Source organism: Synechococcus sp. MEDNS5, from assembly GCF_014279875.1.
Classification (GTDB): domain Bacteria; phylum Cyanobacteriota; class Cyanobacteriia; order PCC-6307; family Cyanobiaceae; genus Synechococcus_C.
Window position 1 is genome coordinate 213,416 of record NZ_CP047952.1, and the last position, 11,596, is coordinate 225,011.

Sequence of the window (11,596 nt, forward strand, 5' to 3'; positions counted from 1 at the left end):
CTCTCTCAGTTCAAATTACGACAAAAATTCATTCATTATCTCTTTATGCTTTCTAAGCTTTCTAAATCATGCCAGAAGCTACGCGTACTTTACTTTTTTATTCCTAATAAGTATAAAGTACAGTATTTTTTAGTTTTACTTCTTGCCCTTTTGTCCACGTTTGCGGATTTGTATGCCTTAGAAATTTCACTTCCCCTTATTAAGTCGATTACGAACGATAACTTTTTAGATACATATCAACAAAATGATAGTTTATTTGGAATATATTTTAGTACCGGGCTTAAGCTTGGGCTATTGTTTCTTTTCTTGAACACCTTGAGCGGTGCACTAAAGATCTTAAATAAAAAACTGTTCCCCTTAGTGTGTTCTACAATTGGATCACAAATAAGTCATGTTTTATACGAATATTGGATAGTATCTCCTATAAATTATTTTACTAAGATTACTAGTAAGGAGATGATTTCTCTTGCTACCAATTCGATTGCACATACAACGAATTTCCTTAATGATACTTTAAATGCTTTCTCAAATCTTATATCGATAGCGTTTATAACTATCTTTTTGCTTTCTTTTAATTTTTTATCCACCTCTATTATCCTCCTCCTGCTTACCTTTATATTTTTTGGTTTTGCTTGGATTAATACTTTTAGGTTGCGAGCAAATAGTTCTATAATTCAAGAAAATTTATTTTCTTCAATTGATATTTTGCAGTTTTCTTTTAATTCTAAAAGAGAAATTATGCTATATGATTCTTCGTGGTTTATTAACAAGTTTGCATTGGTTGATACGAATTTGCGCAAAGCAAGAGCGGTCAATAAATTTCTTGGTTCGTACACCAAGCCATTATTAGAATTACTTGTAATGATTAGCATCTCGTTTTTTCTTATATTTCTTTCTTTTGCTGATGATTCTTTTAGGGATAGTTCTACTTATTTTATACCCTTGCTTGGTGTATATGGGCTTTCTATGCAGAAATTAATGCCAAGGATTACAGAACTTTATGCAACTTGGTCTTCACTTAATTCTAATAGCAAGTCGCTACAGCTTTTACTTTATCATTTGAAATATCAAAAAGATCAAGCCTGCCAATTAACAATGCATCGTAGTTTTAATACCTTCAAATGTTCCGTTGATGCTGAGCCACTTTTATATGTAATGATTCAACAATGTGGTTTTGCCATTGATGACAATTTTATATTTAAAAATGTCTCTCTTGCAATGAATAAAGGAGATTTTCTTATTATTACGGGTGAATCTGGTGTTGGAAAAAGTACTTTGCTGGATTTAATAGCAGGCTTTCAATTGCCAACTGTTGGAAATATCTTGTACAACAATTGTCTTTTTGATTCTACTGACCATGATTTTAGTAGTTTTAATTATTTGCCTCAATTGGCATTCGTTCCTCAAAAAACAATGTTGTTGAATTCAACCATCTTGCAAAATGTTGCTTTTGATCAGTCTCTTGATGATATTGATGTAGATAAAGTTGTTAATTGTCTGGAGTTGGCTTGTCTTGAGGATTTTGCAAAAGATAGACTCTATTTAAATGTTGGCGAGAATGGTAACTTACTCAGTGGTGGTCAGCGACAACGCCTAGGGATTGCCCGTGCTCTTTATAAAGATAAATCTATTGTATTAATGGATGAGCCATCTAGCGCTCTTGACCCATACACTGAAACTATGCTTTTCCAAAACCTTAAAAGTTTGTCCCACACAAAACTATTTATGTCCATCACCCATAATCGAGGATTATTGAAATATGCTACCAAGTCTTATGAGTTGACTTCTTCAGGCCTTTTGGGTTCATCATAATGCCTGTTGATTATAATAAAAAACTTGTGTTTGTGCACATTCCAAAATGTGCTGGGACTTCTGTTGAAAAATCCATGGGTGTCATTATTCAAAAAAGTGCCGATGAGTCAATTTTGGAAGCTGGCGCAAATTCTCAATCCTATGATTCTCTTTTTGGCTCTGATATGCAGCATTGGAGTATTAATAAAATTATCAAACATCTAGTCGTTCTTAATCATAACCCCAATGACTTTACTTTTTTTTGTGTTGTCAGGGATCCTTATGATCGCCTAGTCTCTCATTATTATGCACGTAATAAGGCATGGGTGAATCAATTAAATTATACATCTGCTTTGAAAGAGTATTTATTTTGCTTGCAGTTTGTTTTCGTCCGTTTTGTTGATGTACTCCTTCCGGATTCTCTTCATAAGGTTAAACGTTTTGTCTATCCCCAGTACTTGCATCTTAGATCACAGTTAGATTTTGTAAAACTCCCAGCTAACTTTGCGAATATTAGAGTCCATACTTTTTCTATTTTGGATATATTTGAGCTAGATTTATTCCTTCAAAAATTTGGTTGTCTTTCGATTACTCATGAAAGAAAGAGTATTTCAAAGCCGCATCCTAAAACAAATTCTTTTCGTTTCTTAGTCTCATTTTTCTATCATAAAGATTATCTCTTTTATTCTTCTCAATGAAATCTTACCTGTTTTCTTCCTCGCAAAATTTTTTACTATCATTTGCAAACTTTCAGTCTCAATTAATTCTTGCAGAGTATCCGAAGTCTGGGGGCTCTTTTTTCTCTAATGTTTTGTCAGATGTATATCAATCCATTTATCATTTTCCTAGGCCAATTGATCCTCTAACTTTTAGACCTTCATTGCTTTCATCTTCTTTCTCAAATGTATTTGATTGATCAATCATTGCTTTCATTCTTTTATGCTAATAAACCTATTATTAAAACCCACAAGTGTTTCATGACTTCATTTAAAAACGTAATTTGTTTATATAGGAATCCTTTATCTGCGATCTCTTCTTACTATGATCAGCTTTTGTCCCAGGGGAGAGTTTCATCATCTATAAGTTTTTCATACTTTTTCTTTGAGTCTCCTTTTGGCCTTAAATTATATGAGAAATTTTATCGCTCATATTTAAATACTCCAAGAAATTCAAAAATTATTTTTATCTGCTACGAGCAGATCTTATTAGATCTCTATTCTATTGTATCGGATCTAGCATTGATTTTCTATGCTGAAAAGCTTCCTACAATTGTTCTGGAATCTTTATGTGCCCGTCATTCTAAGCAATCATATTATAAAATTCAAGATATTTACTATCGTTATGATTGTAGGCCAAGTTTTAATAGTAGTTTTACCTCTTCACATGTGCCCTTTGTCTCATCAGAGAGACAGCCTTCGTATCAGAAGTTTTTTTCTGAGTCTGATTACAATGCTTATGATGATTGGAGATTTAAGTCGGATGTATTTAATTCAATTTCATCTAGGTATTGGGCTAAATAAATTCTTATATTTTGCTGCCATTGGATAATTTTTGTTTTTATCCATGATTCATTTGGCTTTTGAGTAACTTTTTCTTTGTTTATTCTTCATGCTTTGTTCAACATCTATTCCAGCGATTCACATGCGTCATATATATTCATATTGTTTGATCTTGTGCTTTGTTGATGCTTTTCTTGTATCTTATCAATTCTGCTTGTAACGCCTACGTACTTGACTTCTTGTTTCTTCGTCTATACTTCCCTTGAGTTTTCTACTATAATTATTCGTTTAGACGCTTTTACTGGCCAATTAACGACTATCTATTTGTAAGAACTTTATTGTAACTTTATTCTTTGGCCTTCCCTACGCTTTTGCTTTCTATTTTATTAAGCGCCTTTGCTTCTTGGATTTTGTTGGCTTTTTTAATTCCTAGATTCCGATTTCGGCTCATTGACCAACCAAATTCTCGTAGTTCCCATTCTCGTTTAACACCACGTGGTGGCGGTGCAGTCTTTGTGTTCGTTTCGATTTCAGCAAGCTTTATAGCTTTTGTGGCGAATTACAGCTCTCATAGCAATTCTTACGAATTCATTTTAGTGCCATTGATGGGACTTCCGCTTTCCTTGGTGGGCTTTATTGATGATCTTCAAAGCCTCCCGGCTGGATTTCGTTACGTCGTTCAACTGTTGACAGCCTTTTTAGTAAGCCTGGGTAGCCCGCTTCTGGCTCATTCGTTTTATTTTTATCCCACGTTGTTGTTTCTGCTGTTCGCTGTGACTGCGGTCATCAATTTTACTAATTTCATGGACGGCCTCGATGGATTAGTAGCAGGTTGTATGATTGTTCTAATTTCTGTATGCTCTATTCAACTTGTTGCTCCATGGCCAATCTGGGCTTTAGTGGGCTCGTTGATGGGGTTCCTTATTTGGAACTGGTCTCCAGCTAAAGTATTTATGGGAGATGTTGGTAGCACATTTTTGGGGACTGTGTTTGCAGCTTTAGTTCTTAAAGCTCCTAACTGGCACCATGCTCTAGCTCTGCTGCTTACATGCACTCCGCTCCTCGGCGATGCTTGCTCATGTGTGTTGCGTCGTCTGTTTGACAGACAGCGGATATTCCAGGCCCATCGCCTGCATCTGTTCCAGCGCCTAAATCAGGCCGGCTGGTCCCATTCCCGCGTCTCCAGTCTTTACATTGCTGCCACTGCAGTACTCGCCATGGCCTTCCTCTGGGGTGGCTTGCCTTGGGTCACCCCTCTTGCCGTCCTTGAGCTCCTTATCGGCATCTGGTTGGATCAACAGGTGGCTGTTCCTTTTGTTGTGGCATCTCGCTCTTGAAACCTGAGTTGTCACGTTCCTATTCGACCAAAGTCGCCGAACGAGTTGTTCGCTTTCCGCCCAGGGCCCGCAGGCTGCTGTTGATCGGCACCGACTCCCTGCTTCTGCCTCTAGCGGTGTGGCTCAGCTTCTGGTTGCGGCTGGCCCATCCGTTCCATCCCAGTTTTCAGGCTGCCGGCCTGTGGTTGCTGCCAGCGGCGTTGCTGGTCGGCCTGCCGCTGTATGCCTTCACTGGGCAATACAAAGGCCTCACGCGCTACGTCGGGAGCCGGGCTCTTTACCGCCTTGCCGGTCGCAATGGATTGTTGGTGCTGCTGTTGGCGGGCATCGGCGTGATGCTGCGCCTGCCGATGCCGCCCCGCAGCAGCTGGATCCTGCTCTGGTTGTTGCTCACCGGCTTCACCGGAATCGTGCGCTTTGCTTTGCGTGATCTGCTCCTGTCATTGCGCTCGGTGGCGCATAAGCGGCAAATGGTGCATGTTGCGATCTACGGCGCTGGTGAGGCCGGTGCCCAGCTTGCTGCTGCCCTCCGCCTGGCTGGCAACCACCAGATCGTCGCCTTCCTCGATGACGCCCCAAGTCTCTGGAAGCGCACGATTAACGGCATCCCGATTCAGCCGCCCCAAGTTCTGAGCCAGATCCAGAACCAGCTCGATCAAGTGTTGCTGGCAATCCCCTCCCTACCCCGTAGTGAACGCCGCCGCATTGTGGCTGAGTTGCAACGCCAGGCGATCCCGGTGTTGCAGATCCCCTCTGTTGATGACCTCACCTCTGGAAGGGCCCAAATCGATGCGCTCCGCCCCGTCGCCATTGAAGATCTGCTCGGCCGTGATCCCGTACCGCCTATGTCAGAACTGCTCGGCCCCGGCCTGCGCGATGCGGTGGTGTGCGTCACCGGTGCCGGAGGCTCAATTGGTTCGGAGCTCTGTCGTCAGATTCTGCAGCTAGCCCCCAGGGTTTTGATCCTGCTCGAGAGCAGTGAACCATCGCTTTATGCCCTGGATCAGGAGCTGCGCCAGCAGTTGCCCGCTTCGGTGAAGATGTTGCCGGTGCTCGGCAGTGCTGCTGATTCTGCTCTGGTGCAGCGGCTTTTTGCAGACCGTGGTGTACAGACTGTGTTCCACGCCGCTGCCTACAAACACGTGCCGTTGGTGGAAGCGAATCCGCTGGCGGGTCTCGCCAACAACGTTGGCTCCACCCGGGTGGTGTGTCAGGCCGCCATTGCCGCGGGCGTTAGCGAACTGGTGCTGATCTCCACCGATAAAGCAGTCCGCCCTAACAATGTGATGGGAGCCAGCAAGCGCCTGGCCGAGCTGGTGGTCCAGGCCTCGGCGCTTGAGCTTTCTCAGCGAGCCAAGGTCGTTGGCCAGACCAGCACCCGTTTGGCGATGGTGCGCTTTGGCAATGTGCTGGGCTCGTCGGGATCGGTGGTGCCCCTGTTCCGCAAGCAGATCGCCGCCGGTGGACCGATCACCCTCACTCACCCGGAGATCATCCGCTATTTCATGACGATCCCGGAGGCGGCCGAGCTGGTGCTCCAAGCTGCCACCCTCGCCAAGGGCGGTGATGTTTTCCTTTTGGATATGGGTGAACCGGTCCGAATTAAAGCCCTGGCTGAGCAGATGGTCCGCCTCAGCGGCCTATCACTTCACGATGCTCAGAACCCCAGCGGTGAGATCGAAATTGTCTGCACCGGCCTCCGCCCCGGCGAGAAGCTTTACGAAGAACTGCTGATCGATGCCGAATCCGAACCCACGAAGCACCCCCTGATCTTCCGTGCCCAGGAACGAGCCCTGCCGCCAGAGGAGCTGTACCGTCGATTGGATCTGCTTGACGCTGCGATTGCCGCGCAGGATGTGGAAGCTGCGCTGACTTTGCTGGCGGAGATGGTGCCCGAATGGCAGCGCGGCGGTTCTCATACAAAGCCCTTGTCTTCAGTAGCTCTGTGCGCAAACGACAGCCAGGCTTGATTAGTATTCTAGGGAGATAATGCGACAGGAAGTCGAATGATGAATCTTGCGACCTTGCGCGCCGTGTCCCTCCGCTCAGGTCTGAGAGCTGAGGGTCTGCTTGCCCCGTTTTTTGTTCAAACTTCAAAAAACTTGCCGTTGCTGAACGGGAAATAGAGCTGCTGAGCAAAGTTCACCCCGCTGGTAAGTCCGCCAAATCCCAGTTGCCCCGCACGCAGCAGGGGTTGTGGATATAAAACTACTTTTTTTGTGCCTTTGTTATGCGTTTATGCGCATAAAGCGTAGTCGCTGATTTTGGCGCACTGGTTGTGAGGGTGACAAGGCCGCTCCAAGGCTGCAGCTGTTTGCGGCTCCGAGGGGAGCTCCTTCATGCTTTCGTCTGCTAAGTGCTCCAGTCCGTGATTCCTCGGCTGCCCTGGCAGAAAGAGTCTCTGCTCAACTGCGAGGCCGTGGTGGCTAATACCTGCTTCCTGTCAAGCGACGCCTGAAATTTGCCCTCTGGCTTCAGGGCCTGCAGTCCATTCCCTTGATCACCCCCTGCCGCGTCGCTCAGGCCTGTGACATCGAGTGGTTCAGCTCAACTCGAGCCAGCTGCGCAGGGCCAGATCCAGTTCAGCCAAGGCTGGGGTTTCGAGCTGCCTCACCACAGTGCCGATGGCGGCCGTCGGTGCTGTGAACAGCTTGTCGGCCATCAGTTGCTAAGGCTTCAGCTGCCCATTGCTGTCATTGGGGTCCACGGGAATCCGCAGCAGCGGTGCATCCAGCAGGGTGCTGATGATTGGGCAGAGCGTCACGCTCGGATGGCCCTGGAGCCAGCGGTTGGCCTGCACCACCACCGCCGGCCTTGGTTTGCCGGAATACACCCCAGCACTGGCAACGGTCACGATCAGCCCCCTCAGCAGAACAAGGCCGCAATCAAGGCCGATTGACGCAGCGCTTCATCGCTGGTGCTGAAGCGCTCCAAATACTGCGTGATGGCTTCCCGCACACAAGCGCTGCGGCTTTTGCCCATGCTGCGCGCCAGCTGGTTGAGCTGCTACTCCAGCTCCGGTTCAATCCATACACCGATGGCCATCAGATCTCTTAAATCTCAAGGCATCTAACACTCTGTCCAACGCTCTAGCGTCTTGCCTTGGCGCCTGGTTGTCGCCGCCCAGCACCTTGTCGATCTGCTGTGGGAGTCGATGTCCTCCTGGTCACCTGTAAAAGCAGCCCTGGTCTGGTGGCCCTTGAGCCTCCCGTTGTTCTGAGTGCGTCGTGGATGGCCCGGTGTGGGTAGGGATTTGTTGTTCGACTCCAGGTTTGGATCACTCTCCTCATGGGCGGCCTGTTGGCGCTGATGTGGCTGAGGCTAGCGTGATGTCAGATGAGTGATGTTTGATGCGTACCACGCTCCAGTTGGACGACGATGTGCTCGATGCTGCACGCGTTCTCGCCCGCCAGCAGCACCTCAGTGTTGGTGAGGTGATCAGTGAATTGGCGCGCCAGGCGTTGCGCCGCCCTGCTGGGCTGGAGGAGCCGCCATCGGAGCGGTCCGGGTTGCCTCTCTTGCCGATCAAGTCCTCAGGTGGCGTGGTTGACCTCAATCTGGTGAATCAGCTGCGTGATGAGGATCGCTGATGGACGCGCCGATTGCTTTGCTGGATGTGAACGTGTTGATCGCCTTGCTGGATCCCCAGCATGTGCATCACGAGCCTGCCCATCGCTGGTTCCAGGCCAACGCCAGCCATGGCTGGGCGACATGTCCACTAACGCAGAATGCCCTGCTGCGCATCCTCAGCAATCCTCGCTATCCCAACAGCCCCGGTGGTCCGGCTTCGGTGATGCCGTTGCTGCAGGGGATGCTTTCCCATCCAGGCCACCAGTTCTGGCCTGACCTTCTCTCGTGGTCCACTGATGGCGAGCTGCAGGCTGAGCTGCTTCTTCATCACGGCCAGATCACCGACACCTACTTGCTGGCCCTGGCCGTGCACCAAGGGGGTTGCCTGATGAGCTTTGATGCACGATTGAGTACATGTGCGGTGCCTGGGGGTGGCGGCGCGCTTTGCCTGATTGATTCCCAGGTGTGAATCAGTGGCATCCGCGTCATGCCGTCCAATCAGCTTGATCGGCGTTTCACTCGAATCCGGAAAGGTTGATGCTTGGATCCTTGCGGCACCAGTCGTGCTCCGTCAGGTACCACTGCACGGTTTCGGCTAGCCCCATCTCCAGGCTGTGGCGAGGTTGCCAGCCCAGTTCGCGTTGAATGCGGCTGGGATCGATCGCGTAGCGGCGGTCGTGGCCGGGGCGATCCCTCACTGTTCTGATCAGTTGGGTGTGGGGGGATCCCTTGGGTTGTGCCTGGTCCAGGCTGTTGCAGATCAGTTCCACGATCTGCCGGTTCGTGCGTTCGCCGTAGCCGCCCACGCAGTAGCTGCGCCCCAGCGCGCCCAGGCAGGCCATAGGTGTGATGCCAAGCATTCACCAGGTGGTCGCTGGCGGCCTTGCTGGCCGAGTGTGGGCTGCGCGGGTCGTAGGCCGTGGTCTCTGAAAAGCGCCCGCTCGCGCCAAGCGAACCGAACACTTCATCGATGCTGATGTGGTGCAGGCGGAAGCGCTGCTGGCGTTCTTCCGGCAGCTGCTCCCAATGGCCTGCACCGCCTTTGGTAACGAAAGCGTACCGTTATCGTTACTAGACAGCAACGCTCCCGGGCCACTGATCGAGCGGTCCACATGGCTTTCAGCCGCAAGGTGCAGCCCCAGGTCCGGGTCGGCCAGGCGCACCGCTTCCTCCGTTGCTTGGGTATCCGCCAGGTCCACCCGCAGCAATTGGTGGCGGCACCTTTCCTCTGGCGTGCTGGCCCGCTCGCCCAGCTGTTCAAGCTGCGCATGAACAGCCCCAATCCCACTCTGATGCCCTGTCGACGGATCCTGGGCGCTCGGCCACCTTGGGTCTGAGGTCTTTGCTCCCCATGGCTGCCGTCATCTACCTGCACTGGACTGCCACCGGCTACGACTGGATCCGCCCCGGTCACTACCACTCGATCATCGACGGTGATGGCCGCGTCCATCGCCTGCATGCCTACAGCGTGGATCTGCCGGCCCACACCTACGCCCGCAACCGCAACAGCGTCGCCCTCTCCTGCGCCTGCATGGGCGGGATCCCCGACCCCTGGACTCAGCCGCCGACGTCCGCCCAGCTCCAGAGCCTCTGCGCGGAAGCCGCAGCAATCGCCCGCAGCTGGGGGTGGAGCGAGAGCGACATCACGATCCGCTCGGTGATGACCCACGCCGAAGCCGCCTCCAACCGCGACGGTCGGGTGATGCACGACAACTACGGTCCGATGATCTGGGGCGGCACCGGCGAGCGTTGGGATCTGCTGCAGCTCGAGAAGAGCGGCCCCAGCGATGGCGGCGATCAGCTGCGCGAGCGCATCCGCGCCCTGCTGCGCGCTGACCCGTTGGCGGACCCGCGGTTGGCCTTCAAGGGCGAGACCACGATCCAGGCCCGCGGCGCTGACCTGCCCGTGCAGATCGACGCCCAGGGCCGTTCCTGGGCCATCGCTGCTGATCTGCTCGCCCGCTACGACATCCCCCACGCCTGGGACGCCAGCCTGCGCCGCATCCTGATCGGCTCGCTCGATGTCGCCCCCACCTACCGCGACGACGCCGTGCAGGCGTCGGTGGGTTGGCCCCTGGTGGAGATGACCCTGCAGACCGGCCAGGCCCCGGTGATTCTCACCGGCATCATCAGGCCAGCCCCCAGTGGTGATCGCGCCTGGTGCCGGGTGCTCGAATTCGCTGAGGAGTTCGGCATCTCCGTGCGTTACGACCCTCTGGTGCTGGGTGAGCGCAGAGGTGGCTGAAGCCGGTTCGGAATGGTCGTATGAATCGTTCGGCTGATCGGTTGCATCAGGCCAGTCTCAGTGCGGAGGCCGGCCACCACGAATGGGCTTGTTTTGCCTCCCATCCATCGGTTGAAAAGGCGTTGAAGGCTCTGCATCTCCACAACGGCCAGCAGAGCTGGGGCCATGAAGCAATCCGTCTGGCGCTGGCCAGCTCCTGAGCAGGTGCTTCAGGATGTGCAGATCTGGTGTGTTTTCGACAGCTACGGCCGGGGCACGGCCGCCTTCGGCGGCGGTCAAGTCGAGCGTCTGCAGCAATGGCCGCTGGCTGATCTTCCCCTCAGTTGTGATGCCCTGGTGCTCACCCCTGCTGAACTGGAGCTACGCCTGAATGACGGCTCTCGGATGCCCCCATGGCTTACCTGCTCAGCAAGCTGCTGCCGCTCGCCTTACTACCCCTCGGTCTCAGCCTGATTCTGCTGCTGATCGGCTTGATCGGCCGTTGGCGCTGGCCCGTGATCACTGCCCTGCTGTTGCTTTGGGTCCTCTCCCTTGGGGTGGTGAGCCAAGGCCTCTGGCATTGGCTCGAGGCTCCCTGGCAGCGTCGAGCAGTGACGGCGGCGCCGAGCGCCGATGCGATCGTGGTGCTCAGTGGCGGCCGCCATCCCGCCCCAGGGACGGCCCGGGTGAGCGAGTGGCATGATCCGGATCGCTTCCTGGCAGGCCTCGATCTTTATCGCGCCGGCAAGGCGCCACGGTTGCTGTTCACCGGTGGGGCCAGTCCCTTTCGCCCGGGTCAGCCCCCGGAGGGTGAGCACTACCTCCGCGAAGCCCAGCAGTTGGGCATTCCCGCGGCCGCCATGGCCAGCACGCCGCCTGTGGTGAACACGGCGGACGAGGCTGCCGCCATCGCACGGTTGCTCCCCGCGCGCGCGCCCATTCTCCTGGTCACCAGTGCCTTCCACATGCGCCGCGCCCAGCGTCTGTTCGAGCGCCAGGGCCTGGAGGTGCAGCCCTTCCCGGTGGATTTCCAGGCCCGGGGCGCCTGGGTGGGCCCCCTCTGGCGTGATCCCACCCAGTGGCTGCCCTCGGCCCATGCGCTCGATCAAAGCTCCCGCTCCTTGCGTGAGCTGTTGGGCCGGTTGGTTTATCGCGCTTGGTGAGAGACCTAAGGA

The 11,596-nt window shown here is 51.9% G+C and carries 13 protein-coding genes and 1 pseudogene; 11 read left to right on the forward strand and 3 right to left on the reverse strand.

The annotated features are described in order from the left end of the window. Window positions 1-45: 45 nt before the first annotated feature. The 5 genes from SynMEDNS5_RS01015 (at window position 46) to SynMEDNS5_RS01035 (ending at window position 6,597) form a co-directional block, all read left to right on the forward strand. Window positions 46-1,812: an ATP-binding cassette domain-containing protein gene (locus SynMEDNS5_RS01015; RefSeq protein WP_186583919.1), complete on the forward strand. Its 1,767-nt coding sequence runs from the start codon at window positions 46-48 to the stop codon at window positions 1,810-1,812. Next, a complete protein-coding gene (locus tag SynMEDNS5_RS01020; RefSeq protein WP_186583920.1) occupies window positions 1,812-2,489 on the forward strand; it encodes a sulfotransferase family 2 domain-containing protein in 678 nt (225 codons plus the stop codon). Before SynMEDNS5_RS01015 ends, SynMEDNS5_RS01020 begins: the two co-directional genes overlap by 1 nt. Window positions 2,490-2,693: 204 nt before the next feature. After that, window positions 2,694-3,311, forward strand: coding sequence for a sulfotransferase domain-containing protein (locus SynMEDNS5_RS13245; RefSeq protein ID WP_186583921.1), 618 nt, complete (start codon window positions 2,694-2,696; stop codon window positions 3,309-3,311). 332 nt (window positions 3,312-3,643) lie between these two features. Beyond that, window positions 3,644-4,627: a glycosyltransferase family 4 protein gene (locus SynMEDNS5_RS01030; protein WP_255440219.1), complete on the forward strand. Its 984-nt coding sequence runs from the start codon at window positions 3,644-3,646 to the stop codon at window positions 4,625-4,627. A gap of 8 nt (window positions 4,628-4,635) precedes the next feature. Then, a complete protein-coding gene (locus SynMEDNS5_RS01035; RefSeq protein WP_255440220.1) occupies window positions 4,636-6,597 on the forward strand; it encodes a nucleoside-diphosphate sugar epimerase/dehydratase in 1,962 nt (653 codons plus the stop codon). A 698-nt stretch (window positions 6,598-7,295) separates the two neighbouring features. Here the strand turns inward: SynMEDNS5_RS01035 and SynMEDNS5_RS01040 are convergent. Together SynMEDNS5_RS01040 and SynMEDNS5_RS01045 are read right to left on the reverse strand one after the other, a co-directional pair. Further along, entirely contained in the window at window positions 7,296-7,481 is a 186-nt protein-coding gene (locus SynMEDNS5_RS01040) for a type II toxin-antitoxin system PemK/MazF family toxin (protein WP_186583923.1), read from the reverse strand. Window positions 7,482-7,492: 11 nt separating this feature from the next. Next, complete coding sequence (locus tag SynMEDNS5_RS01045; protein WP_255440360.1) at window positions 7,493-7,621, reverse strand: ribbon-helix-helix protein, CopG family; 129 nt, start codon at window positions 7,619-7,621, stop codon at window positions 7,493-7,495. 356 nt (window positions 7,622-7,977) lie between these two features. On the opposite strand from SynMEDNS5_RS01045, the gene SynMEDNS5_RS01050 reads away from it, so the two are divergent. Next, the gene (locus SynMEDNS5_RS01050; RefSeq protein WP_186583925.1) at window positions 7,978-8,217 is read left to right on the forward strand and encodes a CopG family transcriptional regulator; all 240 of its coding nucleotides are present in this window, start codon (window positions 7,978-7,980) and stop codon (window positions 8,215-8,217) included. Beyond that, complete coding sequence (locus SynMEDNS5_RS01055; protein WP_186583926.1) at window positions 8,217-8,666, forward strand: TA system VapC family ribonuclease toxin; 450 nt, start codon at window positions 8,217-8,219, stop codon at window positions 8,664-8,666. The genes SynMEDNS5_RS01050 and SynMEDNS5_RS01055 overlap by 1 nt, the downstream gene beginning before the upstream one ends. Before the next feature lie 46 nt (window positions 8,667-8,712). Here SynMEDNS5_RS01055 and SynMEDNS5_RS01060 read toward each other — a convergent pair. After that, a pseudogene (locus SynMEDNS5_RS01060) lies at window positions 8,713-9,495 on the reverse strand (dTDP-glucose 4,6-dehydratase); the annotation flags it as partial. A 53-nt stretch (window positions 9,496-9,548) separates the two neighbouring features. Here SynMEDNS5_RS01060 and SynMEDNS5_RS01065 point away from each other — a divergent pair. From SynMEDNS5_RS01065 to SynMEDNS5_RS01080, 4 genes are read left to right on the forward strand one after another with little or no spacing between them, the layout of a single operon-like run. After that, on the forward strand, window positions 9,549-10,442 hold the full coding sequence (locus tag SynMEDNS5_RS01065) for an N-acetylmuramoyl-L-alanine amidase (RefSeq protein ID WP_186583927.1): 894 nt from the start codon (window positions 9,549-9,551) through the stop codon (window positions 10,440-10,442). A gap of 20 nt (window positions 10,443-10,462) precedes the next feature. After that, window positions 10,463-10,642 (forward strand): HEPN domain-containing protein, encoded by a 180-nt coding sequence (locus tag SynMEDNS5_RS01070; protein WP_255440222.1) that lies wholly within the window; start codon window positions 10,463-10,465, stop codon window positions 10,640-10,642. After that, window positions 10,608-10,895, forward strand: a complete 288-nt coding sequence (locus tag SynMEDNS5_RS01075) for a hypothetical protein (protein ID WP_255440223.1) — start codon at window positions 10,608-10,610, stop codon at window positions 10,893-10,895. The genes SynMEDNS5_RS01070 and SynMEDNS5_RS01075 overlap by 35 nt, the downstream gene beginning before the upstream one ends. Further along, window positions 10,835-11,584 carry a YdcF family protein gene (locus tag SynMEDNS5_RS01080; protein ID WP_186583928.1) on the forward strand — a complete coding sequence of 250 codons (750 nt, stop codon included), beginning with the start codon at window positions 10,835-10,837 and terminating at the stop codon, window positions 11,582-11,584. Before SynMEDNS5_RS01075 ends, SynMEDNS5_RS01080 begins: the two co-directional genes overlap by 61 nt. Window positions 11,585-11,596: the final 12 nt, after the last annotated feature.